This is a genomic window from Mesorhizobium sp. B2-3-15, from assembly GCF_006442875.1.
Classification (GTDB): Bacteria; Pseudomonadota; Alphaproteobacteria; order Rhizobiales; family Rhizobiaceae; genus Mesorhizobium; species Mesorhizobium australicum.
Map to the genome: position 1 here is coordinate 210542 of NZ_VFVO01000010.1, position 13216 is coordinate 223757.

Annotated in this window: 12 protein-coding genes; 6 read left to right on the top strand and 6 right to left on the bottom strand. The window is 63.2% G+C overall.

Annotation, left to right across the window (positions count from 1 at the left end; all coding sequences use genetic code 11):
* Positions 1-9: 9 nt before the first annotated feature.
* A complete protein-coding gene (betI, locus tag FJ954_RS21240) occupies positions 10-723 on the bottom strand; it encodes a transcriptional regulator BetI (protein ID WP_140662953.1) in 714 nt (237 codons plus the stop codon).
* Between the two features lie 342 nt (positions 724-1065).
* On the opposite strand from betI, the gene FJ954_RS21245 reads away from it, so the two are divergent.
* The 4 genes from FJ954_RS21245 to FJ954_RS21260 are packed head-to-tail and all read left to right on the top strand — an operon-like array spanning position 1066 to position 5776.
* Positions 1066-2685: an NAD(P)/FAD-dependent oxidoreductase gene (locus FJ954_RS21245; RefSeq protein ID WP_140662955.1), complete on the top strand. Its 1620-nt coding sequence runs from the start codon at positions 1066-1068 to the stop codon at positions 2683-2685.
* Positions 2672-4237 (top strand): NAD(P)/FAD-dependent oxidoreductase, encoded by a 1566-nt coding sequence (locus FJ954_RS21250; protein WP_140662957.1) that lies wholly within the window; start codon positions 2672-2674, stop codon positions 4235-4237. Before FJ954_RS21245 ends, FJ954_RS21250 begins: the two co-directional genes overlap by 14 nt.
* Before the next feature lie 43 nt (positions 4238-4280).
* On the top strand, positions 4281-5513 hold the full coding sequence (locus FJ954_RS21255; RefSeq protein ID WP_140616894.1) for an aminomethyltransferase family protein: 1233 nt from the start codon (positions 4281-4283) through the stop codon (positions 5511-5513).
* A gap of 2 nt (positions 5514-5515) precedes the next feature.
* Complete coding sequence (locus FJ954_RS21260; protein WP_140616742.1) at positions 5516-5776, top strand: hypothetical protein; 261 nt, start codon at positions 5516-5518, stop codon at positions 5774-5776.
* 6 nt (positions 5777-5782) lie between these two features.
* Here FJ954_RS21260 and FJ954_RS21265 read toward each other — a convergent pair whose 3' ends face one another.
* The 4 genes from FJ954_RS21265 to FJ954_RS21280 form a co-directional block, all read right to left on the bottom strand.
* Complete coding sequence (locus tag FJ954_RS21265) at positions 5783-6841, bottom strand: dipeptidase (protein WP_140616741.1); 1059 nt, start codon at positions 6839-6841, stop codon at positions 5783-5785.
* 147 nt (positions 6842-6988) lie between these two features.
* A complete protein-coding gene (locus FJ954_RS21270; RefSeq protein ID WP_015315410.1) occupies positions 6989-7288 on the bottom strand; it encodes a GNAT family N-acetyltransferase in 300 nt (99 codons plus the stop codon).
* Between the two features lie 2 nt (positions 7289-7290).
* Positions 7291-7911: an alpha/beta hydrolase gene (locus FJ954_RS21275; protein WP_140662959.1), complete on the bottom strand. Its 621-nt coding sequence runs from the start codon at positions 7909-7911 to the stop codon at positions 7291-7293.
* A 4-nt stretch (positions 7912-7915) separates the two neighbouring features.
* Entirely contained in the window at positions 7916-8848 is a 933-nt protein-coding gene (locus FJ954_RS21280; RefSeq protein WP_140662961.1) for a VOC family protein, read from the bottom strand.
* 226 nt (positions 8849-9074) lie between these two features.
* Between FJ954_RS21280 and FJ954_RS21285 the strand changes: the two genes are divergently transcribed.
* Positions 9075-10634, top strand: a complete 1560-nt coding sequence (locus FJ954_RS21285) for an alkaline phosphatase family protein (RefSeq protein ID WP_140662963.1) — start codon at positions 9075-9077, stop codon at positions 10632-10634.
* Positions 10635-10694: 60 nt separating this feature from the next.
* Here FJ954_RS21285 and FJ954_RS21290 read toward each other — a convergent pair whose 3' ends face one another.
* Entirely contained in the window at positions 10695-11999 is a 1305-nt protein-coding gene (locus FJ954_RS21290) for a PRC-barrel domain-containing protein (RefSeq protein WP_140662965.1), read from the bottom strand.
* A gap of 288 nt (positions 12000-12287) precedes the next feature.
* Between FJ954_RS21290 and FJ954_RS21295 the strand changes: the two genes are divergently transcribed.
* Positions 12288-13208, top strand: coding sequence for a diacylglycerol kinase family protein (locus tag FJ954_RS21295; RefSeq protein WP_140662967.1), 921 nt, complete (start codon positions 12288-12290; stop codon positions 13206-13208).
* Positions 13209-13216: the final 8 nt, after the last annotated feature.

Sequence of the window (13216 nt, forward strand, 5' to 3'; positions counted from 1 at the left end):
CGTCTCTTCTTATGATCTCGTTGGGCTAGCGGCCTTCAGCGGGTAGTGTTTCGGAAAAGCCGCCGACAGGAATTCATTGGCCGCCTGCAAGGAGGTCTCCCGCGTGGTGTCCTCGGTTCCCATCATCAACCGCAGCCACAAGCCTTCCAGCATGGCGCTGAGCGCCAGCGCCATGACCTGCGGCTCATAGGCGTAGCCGCCGCTCTGTTTCAGAGCCGCGCACAGGTCGATGAATATATTCTGGTAAACGGCATCCCGCGCGCTGCTCAGCGCCTGGTAGGTCGGCCGCGACTTGGCCTCTCCCCAGAAGGCGCACCATGCGGCAAGCTTGCGCTTGTTGCAGATGGAGCGGTCGAAATCGGCCGCGACGAGAACCTGGAGTTGACGCGCGGGATCGTCTCCTGCCTTTTGCAAGGCATTGCGCCAGTGCGCGGAATACTCGTCGTACATATATTGCAGCGTCGCGACGAGCAGCTTTTCCTTGCTCTCGAAATGGAAATTGACGATGCCGCGCGACAGGCCGGCGCCGTCGGCGACATCGGCCATCGTCGTTTCCGAATAGCCGCGCTTGGCGAGCGAATCGATCGTCGCCTCGATGAGCTGAAGCTGCCTGACCTCCTTCGAGGCCTTGCGCCCGCGCTTCTCGGATTCGGCTTTCCGCGCCGGTTCAAGAAGCGCGTCCCTGGCGTCTGCCGTTTTCATGCGTGTGATGGTCTCCAGCATCGCCGGCTATCCCTTTGCATCCGGCTTCCACCCGCGAAGATGAGTGGGACGGTGCTCGCACTGTCAAGCACCTTCTGCATGGCCTCCCAGCTCATGATGGCGGCCTCGTCATATTCCGGGGTGGCGTCTGCCATTCAAATCATCAGCCTCGGTTCCCAATGGACGGATTACTGGGTTCGAACGTCGGCAAAGCGTAACTCATGTCCGGAAAAACGCAATATCATTTGTTGAACATTCATTCAGTATGGCTGGACACAATGGCTGGTGCCGTGCCAAAATCCACGCATTAGGGGACAGATCACGCAGAAATGAAGAGCGGGAGCAGATGAGCACTGGGCCACAATGAAAGCTTGGGATGCGATCATCATCGGCGGCGGACACAACGGCCTGGTCAACGCCTGTTACCTGCAGCGCGCCGGCCTCGACGTGCTGGTTGCGGAGAAGAACGACTGGGTCGGAGGCGCCGCCACAAGCAGGGAACTGACGCCGGGCTTCCTCTACTCCAACTGCTCCTACGTCTGCTCGCTGTTCCGACCCGAGATCATGCGCGATCTGGAGCTCCCCCGCTTCGGCCTGCAAGTCATCTCCTATGAGGGCGGCGCGGTGTTCACCCGGGATGGCGACTATCTCGCCAATTATCGCGACCACGACGCGCACCGGCGGGAATTCGCTCGTTTCTCCAAAAGGGATGCCGAGGCCTATGACCGCTACGCCCGCGACGTGACGCGGCAGTGCCGCTTCATCCAGCCGCTGTTGATGCGCACCGCGCCGGACCCAACCAGCCTGTGCCCGCGCGACCTCGGCGAACTGCTCTATCTCGGCAAGAAATTCGCGGGTCTCTCCGCCGAGGAAATGGCACTGACGCTGCGCTTCTGGACCATGTCTATCTCTGAGTTCCTCGACGAATATTTCGAGACCGACGTCATCAAGGCGAACTTCGCCCTGTCTGGCATCATCGGCACGGCACTCGGGCCGATGTCGCCCGGCACCGCTTACGTGCTGCTGCACCACTATATGGGCGAGGTCGATGGATCGGTTGGCGCCTGGGGCTATGCGCGCGGCGGCATGGGCGCCGTGACCAAGGCGCTGGCCGCCTCGTTCAAGGCCTCGGGTGGAACTATACGCACCGGCGCCGAGGTCGACCATGTGCTGGTGAGCCGTGGCAAGGCCAGGGGCGTCGTGCTGGCCGGCGGCGAGGAGATTTACGGCAAGCTGGTCGTCTCCAATGCCGACGTGAAGCGCACTTTCCTGAAGCTGGTCGAGGAGAAGGAACTGCCCGACATCTTCCTGCGCCGGGTGAAGAACTTCAAGATTCGCGGATCCTCGGGAAAGGTCAACATAGCACTTGATTCGCTGCCGGAATTCCCGGCGCTGCCGAAGGATTCGCCGGTCTATCGCGGCGACATGCATTTCACCGATTCGATGGAGCGCATGGAGCGCGCCTATGACGACTGGAAGGCCGGCCGCTGGTCCGCCGATCCGTTCCTCGACATGGTCATCCCGACGACGCTAGACCCGACCATGGCGCCGCCAGGAAAACATTTCATGAGCTGCTTCGTTCAGTACGCTCCGCCCAAGATCGCTGGTCGCGAGTGGACGGACGCCGATCGTGACGGTTTTGCTGAAAGCGTGATTGCGCAGATATCGGATTATTCACCTGGGTTCCGTGACCGCATCGTCCATATGGAGGTGCGCACGCCACGCGAGATCGAGGCCGAGGTCGGCCTCACGGAAGGCAACATCTTTCAGGGCGAGCTGACCTTCGACCAGTTGCTGTTCAACCGTCCGGTGCCCGGTTACGCGCAATATCGGTCGCCGGTCGGCGGCCTCTATATGTGCGGCTCCTCGACCCACCCCGGCGGCGGCGTCATGGGTGCGCCCGGCCGCAACGCAGCCGCCGAAATCCTGCGCGATCTCGCAAAATCCACCTCGCATATGAGCCCGGCCCATGACGTCATTTGATGCCATCGTCATCGGCGGCGGCCACAACGGGCTTGTCGCTGCCGCCACGCTGGCGAAGGCCGGCCGCAAGGCGCTGGTGCTGGAAGCAGGAGCCGAACCCGGCGGCGCCGCGCGGACCGAGGAATTTGCGCCCGGTTTTCGCGCTTCGTCCATCGCGCATGTGTTGAACCGGCTGCATCCCGATGTGGTGAAAACGCTGGAGCTGGAAAAGCACGGGCTGCAGATCGCTCGCGCCGACTTCCTGCCGTCGGTCGCGTTGTCGAAAGATGGACCGCCGCTTGTCCTGCATGGCGCTTATGGCGAGGTGCTGACCGGCGCCAGTTCGTCGGAACAGTCCGCCTGGAAGGAACTACGCGCGCAACTGCTGCGCTATGCCGGCATCCTGAAACCCTTCCTGTCGCGCCGGCCGCCCGATCTCGGCGGCATGTCGCTGCTGGAGGCCGCTTCGCTCGGCCGCACCGCCGTGGCGCTGAAGAAACTTGGCAAGGAAGACATGCGCGACTTCCTGCGCGTGCTTTTGATGAACGTTGCCGACTTGCTTGACGAACAACTCGCCGACGACAGGCTGAAGGGGCTGCTCGCCTTCGACGCCACGCTCGGCAGCCATCTCGGCCCGCGCTCGCCGACCTCGCTGCTCGGCCTCTATTATCGTCTGAGCGGAGAGAGCGGCGGTGCGGCCGGAGCGCAATTGCTGCCAAAGGGCGGCATGGGCGCGGTGGTCGCCGCCATTCGCACGGCTGCCGAAAAGGCTGGCGTCATGATCCGCGCATCGATGCCCGTCGCCAGGATCATTGTCGAGAAAGGCCGCGCCGTCGGCGTTGCCCTCGACAATGGCGAGGAGCTTCGCGCCCGAACGATCGTCTCGGCCATCAATCCGACGACCACCTTCCTCGATCTCGTCGGACCGCGCGAGATCGACACCGGCTTCGTGCGCAAAGTGAAAAACATCCGCATGAGGGGCGATGCCGCCAAGCTCCATCTGGCGCTCGACCGGCCGCCGCGGTTTGCCGGTGTCGACGCCGCCGGCCATAAGGGCCGACTGGTGATCGCGTCCTCTCCCGACCACGTCGAACGTGCCTTCAATCCATCCAAATATGGCGAGTTCTCGCCCGAGCCGGTGATGGAAATCACGCTGCCCAGTCTCGCCGATCCGTCGCTCGCGCCCGACGGCGCCTGCGTGCTGTCCGCCGTGGTGCAATACGCGCCCTATCGGTTGAAAGAGAGCTGGGATGCCGGCAAGCCGAAATTCCTCGAGGCAATCATGGCCCAGTTGGAAGCCTATGCGCCTGGCATCGGCAAGACGGTGATTCATGCCGAACTGCTCACCCCTGCGGACATCGAGAAGCGCTACCGCATGCCGGGTGGCCACTGGCATCACGGTGAGTTGCAGGCCGATCAGATGCTGATCTCGCGTCCCGTGTCCGGCTGGTCGGGCTACGACACGCCGCTCGACGGGCTGTTCCTGGCCGGCGCGGGTTCGCATCCTGGTGGTGGAGTTTCCGGTGCGCCAGGATTGAATGCCGCGCGGCGCGTCATTGCGATGAAGGGGTGACTTGATGTCTCAACTGGCCGACGCTGCACTCCATGGCGCCATCATGACCCATCAAGCCTCCATTCCGTTGACAGCCCGCATCGCAGCCCAATCCCACTTCCGCACGCTGCGCCTCGGCACGCCGTTCCAGCCGCGCCTCGACGCGCTGGCCAAGACCCAGGACTGGTACAATTGGGCCGGCTACCGCGCGCCGCATTCGCTTTGGGACGAGGAGCTCGAATATTTCGCCATCCGCAGTCAGGCAGCACTCTTCGACATCTCGCCGATGACCAAATACCGGATCGAAGGACCGGATGCCCAGGCCTTCCTCGACCGCGTCACCTTGCGCGATGTCACCAAGCTCAGGACCGGCCGCGTTCATTACACCGCTTGGTGTGACGACGAGGGTTTTGTGCTGGACGACGGGACGCTGTTCCGACTTTCGCCGACCCGCTTCCGGCTGTGTTCGCAGGAGCGGCATCTGCCGTGGCTGCTGGACAGCGCCCTTGGTTTCGACGTCATCGTCGAGGAAGAGACCGAGGCCGTCGCCGGGCTCGCCTTGCAGGGGCCCACATCCTTCGCTGTGCTGCGCGACGCCGGTTTTGCCGGTGTCGAGAGGCTGAAAATATTCGACCTTGCCGAATTCCCGCACGACGGCGGCACGGCCATAATTTCACGCACCGGCTTTACCGGCGATCTCGGTTACGAACTGTTCGTTCCGGCCGAAAAGGCGCTGAGCCTGTGGGATCGGCTGATGACAGCTGGGGAACTGCGCGGCATCAGGGCAATCGGCTACACCGCCCTCAACCGTGCCCGTATCGAGGCTGGGCTGATAGTCGCCAACGCCGATTTCACCACCGCCGAACATGCCATCCGCGCCGACCGGTTGCGCATGCCCGACGAGATCGGGCTCGGCTTCATGGTCGATCTGGACAAGGGCCATTTCAATGGCCGCCGCGCCATCCTCGAGGCCCGCGCCAAACGCAAGCTTCGGCATGTCCTCGTCGGACTGGAGATTGAAGGCAACATCCCGGCCGAACACGCGATCGTCTATCACAGGAAGAGCCAGGAGGTCGGCCTGGTCAGCGCCGCCATGTGGTCGCCGATGGCCAAGCGCAACATCGCCATCGCCTCGCTGGCGCGGCCCTATGGCGATACCGTCGTGGAAGACCTCTGGGTCGAGATCTACGCCATGCGCGAGCTGCAGTACCAGAAGCTGATGAAACGGGCCAAGGTGGTGGCGCGACCCTTCATCAAGCTCGACCGCCGTACCGCCAATCCGCCGGCGGATTTCTGACCATGACCGAGGGAGCGGGCAAGCAACAGGAAGAAGGTGAAGCCGCCGAACAGTGGGAGCTGGTCAACACGCCGCTCGGCGAGAAATGGTCTGGCCGCACGCGCTATGCCGCCGCCATGTTCTTCTACAAGCGCGGCGAGATGAGCGCCGAGACGCTGGAGGTCTATCGCATTTGCGCTCGGCTCGATGCGGAAAACCCGCTGCCGATCATTCGCGATCGCGGCGTCGGCAAGGACTGGCTGAAGCGCATGGGCTTCGAATAAGGCGTCCTAACCTATCGTTCTTTCCAGCATGCTTAGCCAGTTGCGGTAGGCAATCTTTTCGATCAGCGCGCGGCCAAAACCGCGCGCCGCCAGCGCATCGATGAGTTTCGGCAGACCGGCAACGTCGCCGATGACCGCCGGGATCATGGCGCCGTCGAAATCCGAACCGAGACCGACGCCATCCTCGCCCAAAGCCTGCAGCAGGGAATCGATATGGCGCACCATGATGTCGAGGCTGGTGTCGGCATTCATGCGGCCGTCCTCGCGCAGGAAGCCGGTGGCGAAGTTCAACCCGACCATGCCGCCGGAGTCGCGGATCGCGCCGAGCTGCCAGTCGGTGAGGTTGCGAGAATGGCCGCAGATCGCATGCACGTTGGAATGGGTGGCGACCAGCGGCGCATCGCTAAGCGCTGCGACGTCGCGAAAACCCTTCTCGTTGAGATGCGAGAGATCGATCATGATCCTCAGTTCATTGCAGGCCTTGACCAGCGCCTTGCCGGCATCGGTCAGGCCCGGACCGGTGTCCGGCGAGGACGGAAAGCGAAACGGCACGCCGTGACCGAACGCATTGGGCCGGCTCCAGACGATGCCGAGCGAGCGCAAGCCCGCGGCATGCAGCACGTCGAGCATGGTGAGTTCGGGATCGATCGCCTCGACGCCTTCGATATGGAACACCGCGGCGATCGTGCCTTGCGCCATGGCATTGCGCACATCGCCGGCGCTGCGGCAGATCGCCAATGCACCGGCGCGCTCCAGCCGGAAGAGGATGGACGCCATCGCGATCGTCGAGTTGAGCGCATCGGCGCGCGGCACCTCGGGCGGCAGCGGTTCGCTGTCGCTCGGCGCCGAAGGCACGGCGCTGCGCCGCGCTTTCTCGACCGGCGGCGGGAAGATGGCGAACATGCCGCCGGCGAATCCGCCGGCCCTGGCGCGCGGCAAGTCGATATGGCCGCCCGATTTCCCTTCGATGAACAGCTTCTCGACGTCCGCGTCTTTCGCCTGGTGCAAACGCAGCAGCGTGTCGTTGTGGCCGTCAAAGACGGGGACGAGGTCTGTTTCGGTCATATGGGGGATCATTCGGTCTGTTTGTCGGCAGGGCGATATATCATATCTAGGCAAGATGTGCCGCCGGGGCAAATTACAAAGCCAACGGGACGGCAATGACCGCCCGTTTAGCTCTGTTCCTGCACATCCGCTTTGTGCTTGCGGACCCTACTGCTTCAGCACATCCGCCCATTCCGGGTGACGGCGGAACTGGGCGTTGGCGAACGGGCAGAGCGGAATGATCTTCTTGCCTGCTGCCCGCGCGTCCTCGACGGCACGGGTGACGAGCCGAAGCCCGGCGCCCTGGCCGCGAAAGGCGTCCGGCACTTCGGTGTGATCGATGATCAGCTGGTGCTCGCCGATCTTGGTGAAGGTCATCTCCGCCTCGGCACCGCCGGCGCCGCGCAGGACGTAGCGACCCTTGGAGCCGCGATCTTCAAGCTCGATCTCTGGCAATTGATCGGGCATCTCTACACTCCTTGGGCGATGGTGGCGAAAAGCCGCCGCGCCGCTTCGATTTCGTTTGGCCGCACCTCGTGCCCGCCTTCGTGCCACTCCACTGTGACATCGGCTCCGTCGGCGCGCAAATAGGCTTCGAGCCGCGCCGTCAGGTTCGGCGGGCAGATCGGATCGCGCCTGCCGGCGGTCACCAGGATGTGACGACCGGCAAGACTGCCCTTCACCTGCGGCTCGAACGGGATCAGCGGATGCATCAGCACCGTGGCGTCGAACAGGTCAGGGGTTTCGAACACCAGCGAAGCCAGGACGTTGGCGCCATTGGAATAGCCGAGGCCGAGCACGGCCGATGGCTTCGCCGCCTCGACATGGGCCTGGACGAAGCCCGCCATCTTGGCCGTGGCCCGCGCCAGGTCGTCCATGTCATAGACGCCCTCGCCGGTGCGGCGGAAGAAGCGCGCGGCACCTTGCTCCGACACATCGCCCCGCGGCGAGACAATGGTGGCCTGGGGCGCGAGATCGCGCCCCAGCGAGACAAGCTGGCTCTCGTCGCCGCCAGTGCCATGGAAAACGAAAAGCAGCGGACCACCCGGCGAACCAGGCAGCACCTTGTGGGCGTAAGCGTCCTTGCTCATCGTCTCAACCCTCCAGCTTCTGCAGATGCTGTTCGAGATACGGCCGCAGATGCTGATGCTGCGTCGGCAGCTTCAGCGCCTCGCCGAGATGGGCGGTGTCCTCGTCCTTGTCGAAACCCGGCTCATTGGTGGCGACTTCGAACAGCACGCCGCCCGGCGTGCGGAAATAGATCGCCCAGAAATAATCGCGGTCGATCACCGGCGTCACCCCATAGCCCGTATCCATCAGCGCCTTGCGCACTTCGAGCTGCTTGGCGCGATTCTCGACGGCGAAGGCGACATGATGAACGGAGCCGGCGCCGAGATCGGCGAAGGGTGCGGTCGGCAGCGTTTCGATATCGACGAAATCGGCGCCATTGCCGTTCTTGACGGCGAGCCGCCTGACATTGCCTGACTTGTCGACCTCCTCGTAACCCATGAACTTCAACAGCTCCTCGGTGGCGCCGCCATCCTTCAGCCTCAGCGAAACCGAGTGAAAGCCGCGGATCGCCTCGTCCGCGGCAACGCCGCCCTTCACCCAGGGCGCTCTGCCGTCGGCCTTGTCCTCGACCAGTGCAAAGCCATCGCCGTCCGGGCCGGCAAATGCGAGCCGCTTCTCGCCAAAGCTTTCCTCGCGGGCGACATTGGTTACGCCTTCGTCGGTGAAGCGTTTTTCCCAAGAGGCGAGCGTGCCTTCCGGCACGGAATAGACCGTGGTGCCGACTTCGCCGACGCCAGGACGGCCCTTGCCTATGTTGGGAAACGGGAAATAGGTCATCACCGAACCGGGTGTGCCGGCCTCGTCGCCATAATAGAGATGGTAGACGTCGGGCGCGTCGAAATTGACCGTCTTCTTGACCCGGCGCAGGCCGAGCTTGTGGGTGAAGAAATCATTATTCTGCCGTGCATCCCTGGCCATCGAGGTGACGTGATGCAGGCCCTTGATCTGGTCGAGCATGGTCTCTGCTCCTTCCGTTGGTGTTTGTGCGGCCCTCGCCGCTCTCCTGGCCAATATGAGGATACGAGCAAGTATGGCAAAGGCTGCAAACACAGGATGGACTGTGCCTTAAAAGTGAACAATCCCAAGATCCTTGTTCACCGTTTGGCAAACAGCCCTGGTCTTGCGCGGTGGATGGAATCGGTTCCATGTGCGCATTCGACGTGCTGGAGAGGGGTAAGCGCAAATGACTGGAAAAGGCAGGCGGCCAAATGTCCTTCTCATCACTTGCGACCAGTGGCGCGGCGATTGCCTGTCGGCTGTCGGCCATCCCCAGGTGAAGACGCCGAATGCCGATGCGCTGGCCGCCGACGGCGTGCTGTTCAAGCGCCATTACGGCGGCGCGGCGCCTTGCTCACCGGCCCGTGCCTGCCTCTACACCGGCCTCTATCAGATGAACAATCGTGTCTGCCGCAACGGCACGCCGCTCGACGCCCGCCATGGCAATATTGCGCTCGCCGCGCGCAGCGTCGGTTACGATCCGACCTTGTTCGGCTATACCGATGTGTCGCTCGATCCGCGCCAGCTTGCACCGGCCGATCCGCGGTTGCACAGCTATGAGGGTGTTCTGCCCGGCTTCACGGCGCGCCAATTGCTGCCCGAACATCAGAAGCAGTGGCTGTCCTGGCTGAAGCAGCAAGGCATCGATGCCGGCGCTGGAAGTCCTGACATTCATCGTCCGGTGGGCGAGGTCGACGGTGCGGTGACCGAAGCGCCACCCGTCTACTCCAGGGACCAGACGCCGACGGCCTTCCTTGCCGGCGAGTTCATCCGCTGGCTGGGCGAGCAGGACGAGGCCACGCCGTGGTTTGCGCATCTTTCCTTTATCAGCCCGCATCCGCCCTTCATCGTACCGGAACCGTACAACACTCAATACGATCCCGCGGACGGCCCCGCTTTTCACCGCGCGGAAAGTTGGCGCGCCGAATCTCAGGGCCACCCCTACGTCGCCTATGATCTCGATCGCCAAAAACGAGCGAAGTTCCGCCCCGGCGCCGCGGGCAAAGTGCACGACTGGAGCGAGGATGATTTCCGCCGCATCAGGGCGATCTATTACGGCATGATCTCGGAGGTGGACGCGCAGCTCGGCCGCCTGTGGCAAGCGCTGAAGACCGAAGCCGCGTGGGACAACACCATCATCGTGCTCACCTCCGACCATGCTGAAATGATGGGCGACCACTTCATGCTGGGTAAGGGCGGCTATTTCGACGGCAGCTACCATATCCCGCTGATCATCCGCGATCCACGCCACCGCAAGGCTGCCGGCAGCGCTGTCGATCGCTTCACCGAAGCGGTGGACATTTTGCCTACGCTCATCGACCTGCTCGGCGTGGCTCCCGAACCGCACCTTGACGGATGCTCGCTGAAACCCTTCCTGAGCGGTGGAACGCCCGCCATTTGGCGCGACGCCGCGCACTGGGAGTTCGACTTTCGCTCGATCGCCGGCGGTGAAGCGGAACGGCATTTCGGCATCACCTCGCGCCAGTGCAACCTCGCTGTCATCCGCACGAAGAAATTCAAGTACGTGCATTTTGGCGGCGGCCTGCCGCCGCTGCTTTTCGACATGGAGGACGACCCTGGCGAATTGAAGAACCTCGCCGGCAGCCCGGCACATCGTTCGACCCGGCTGGAATTCGCCGAAAGGCTGCTCGCCTGGCGGGCCGAACATCTCGACCAGTCGCTTGCCCTTTTGGAACTGACGGAAAACGGAGTGGCTGGATATTCCACGTCGCAAGCAGGGCGGTAGGGGATTACCCTACCGCCCTGTATCCTTGCCTATCGAAGTATCCTTGTCTGTCGAAGTATTCTACCGGACGATCAGACGCTGCTCGTCGCGCTTCTGGGCGTAGGAGCCCTTGTCGTAAGCCGCTTGCTTCTCGAGTTGCTCCTTGGTGAAGGTCGTATAAAGGTACTTCTTGCCGTTCTTGTCGGTCATGAACTTCAAATTATCCATGCCGACCGCGACCTCCTTCTCGCCAATGCCGAGGAAGCCGCCGACATCGACGATCACGGCGTCGGGTTTCTTGTCGGGCGTGAGCACCACATCGCCGATCTCACCGACCTTGGCGTCGTTGGCGCCATAGACCGTCGTGCCCTTCAGGTCGTCGCCCCTGATCTCTCCAACCGGCATCTCGGTAAGCTTGGACTTGTCGATGGCCGCGGTCTGTGTCTGGTCAGGAGCCGTGGCGTCAGCCGGCGCCGCCGCGGTCTTGTCCGCCGGAGCGGCGGCGGGAGCTGTCGCGGCGGACGGCGCCGCCGCGGGCGCGGTTGGCGCCGGTTCATTGGATGCCGTCGTTGCCGGCGCCGGATCATAGGCCTTGCGGTTGAAATCCGGCTGCGCCTGCAGCTCTTCCTTGGTGGTCTGCGCCACCAGCCAGCGGTCGCCGTTCTTCTGTGCCCACTGCGCCTTGGCGAAATCATAAGCCACGTTCTTTTCGCCCATGCCCAGGAACCCGCCGACGCCGATAATCAGCGACTGCGCCTTGCCTTCCTTGGTCAGCACGATGTCGTTCACATCGCCGATCTTCTGGGCGTCATCGCCGGTGCCGTTGTAGACATTTTCACCGATGATGTTTGTGGCGAGGTTGCCATCAGCCGGTTTGACCGGCTCGGCGTTCGTGGACTGCTGCGCGGTATCGGTCGATGTGGCCGGCGCCTGTGCGGTCGTCGCTGCGGCCGGGGCCGGCGCGTAAGCCTTGCTGTCGAACTCCGGATGCGCCTTCAGTTCGTCCTTGGTGGTCTGCGCCACCAGCCAGCGATTGCCGTTCTTCTCGGCCCATTGCAGCTTGTCGTAGTCGAAGGCGACATTCTTGGTTCCCACGCCAAGGAAACCGCCGACGCCGATGACGACGGATTTCGCCATGCCGTCCTTGTCGAAGACCACGTCAGTGACCTTGCCGATATTCTCGGCATTGTCGCCAGTGCCATTGTAGACGGTTTCGCCGATGATGTTGGTGACGATGCTGCCTTCAGCGCGCGGTACCGGCGCCGTCGCGGCCGGCTCCTGGGCGGCGGGCTGGTTCGCGGGGGCTGGGGTTGCAGCGCTCTGCGCGAAGGCGCCGGTTGCAACCATTGTCGCAAGGGCGGTCGTCGCTAAAAGGGTGCGGATCATGATGGTCTCTCCTCGTGCCTGATTTCGTACATGCCGCGCCCGGTTGAACCCCTCGCTGGGGATCGGACGCGACATCTCTGCAGGTTCACAACGTCGTGACCATGCCGTTGTTCCGACAAAAACCGCGATGGCCGAAGCCAAAACCCAAGAAGCGGATCTGACTGCCCATTGCCGAAAACCTGGGTCTGGCCGGAGTTTCCGCCCTGCCGGAACTATTCCTGGTCTGACGCGTTTCAGCCGCTGGCTGGGATACCCCGGTCGGGTTTGAGGTGATCAGCGGAGCGGGGCATGAAATTCGCGGCGGTGCTGAACCGGGACGGCGGCACCTTGCGCACCACCGATCTCGCCGCCTTTTCGGACCGGATGCGTCAGACGCTGGAATCGGCGGGCCACTCTCTCAGCATCGACATCGTTGCCGGCAAGGACGTCGTGGACACTCTCGACAGCGCTGCGTCGCGCCACACCGTCGACGTCGTGCTCGCCGGAGGCGGTGACGGCACCATCTCGGCCGCGGCCGCCAGGCTGATGGGCAGGAAAAAGGCGCTCGCCATATTGCCGGCCGGCACCATGAACCTGTTCGCGCGCGGCCTTGGTATTCCGCAGTCGCTCGATGCGGCGCTGAAATCCTTTGCCGACGGCGAAATCATCGCAGTCGACATGGCAACGGCCAATGGCCAGCCTTTCGTTCATCAGTTCTCGATCGGCATGCATGCCAAGATGGTGCAACTGCGCCAGGGCATGGAATTCGGCTCACGCCTGGGCAAGATCGGCGCTTCAGCCAAGGCAGCCTGGGCAACGATCAAGAACCCGCCGGCAATGAAGGTCACGCTCGGCATCGGTGAAGCGGAGATGACTGCCCGCATATCCGGCCTCGGCGTGACCAACAATCTCTTCGGCGAAGGTCACCTGCCCTATGCCGACAATCCGGCCGGTGGCGTGCTCGGCATTTACGTCACGGTAGCGCAGCAGCGCGCCGAACTGGTCAAGTTTTTGTTCAACGTGGCGCGCGGCAAGTGGCGTGACAACGAACATGTCGAAATCCACCAGGCCGACAGGGTGACCCTCAAAATCCATTCCGGCGGCAGGAAATTCCGCGCCGTCATGGACGGCGAACTGGTCAGGCTCGATCGTGAGACGACGATCGAAATCAAACCTGGAGCGCTCAATGTGCTGGTGCCGGCCAGCGTCGCCCAGGTGAAGGCCGCCTGATGCCGTGT

What these genes read in the sequence shown, in the direction of transcription:
- FJ954_RS21290 (WP_140662965.1), bottom strand. Translation starts at nt 11,999, where the DNA reads ATGATCCGCACCCTTTTAGCGACGACCGCCCTTGCGACAATGGTTGCA.
- FJ954_RS21270 (WP_015315410.1), bottom strand. Translation starts at nt 7,288, where the DNA reads ATGCCCGATCAATTGCCAGAGATCGAGCTTGAAGATCGCGGCTCCAAG.
- FJ954_RS21265 (WP_140616741.1), bottom strand. Translation starts at nt 6,841, where the DNA reads ATGACCGAAACAGACCTCGTCCCCGTCTTTGACGGCCACAACGACACG.
- FJ954_RS21285 (WP_140662963.1), top strand. Translation starts at nt 9,075, where the DNA reads ATGACTGGAAAAGGCAGGCGGCCAAATGTCCTTCTCATCACTTGCGAC.
- FJ954_RS21255 (WP_140616894.1), top strand. Translation starts at nt 4,281, where the DNA reads ATGACCCATCAAGCCTCCATTCCGTTGACAGCCCGCATCGCAGCCCAA.
- FJ954_RS21295 (WP_140662967.1), top strand. Translation starts at nt 12,288, where the DNA reads ATGAAATTCGCGGCGGTGCTGAACCGGGACGGCGGCACCTTGCGCACC.
- FJ954_RS21245 (WP_140662955.1), top strand. Translation starts at nt 1,066, where the DNA reads ATGAAAGCTTGGGATGCGATCATCATCGGCGGCGGACACAACGGCCTG.
- FJ954_RS21275 (WP_140662959.1), bottom strand. Translation starts at nt 7,911, where the DNA reads ATGAGCAAGGACGCTTACGCCCACAAGGTGCTGCCTGGTTCGCCGGGT.
- FJ954_RS21280 (WP_140662961.1), bottom strand. Translation starts at nt 8,848, where the DNA reads ATGCTCGACCAGATCAAGGGCCTGCATCACGTCACCTCGATGGCCAGG.
- betI (WP_140662953.1), bottom strand. Translation starts at nt 723, where the DNA reads ATGCTGGAGACCATCACACGCATGAAAACGGCAGACGCCAGGGACGCG.
- FJ954_RS21260 (WP_140616742.1), top strand. Translation starts at nt 5,516, where the DNA reads ATGACCGAGGGAGCGGGCAAGCAACAGGAAGAAGGTGAAGCCGCCGAA.
- FJ954_RS21250 (WP_140662957.1), top strand. Translation starts at nt 2,672, where the DNA reads ATGACGTCATTTGATGCCATCGTCATCGGCGGCGGCCACAACGGGCTT.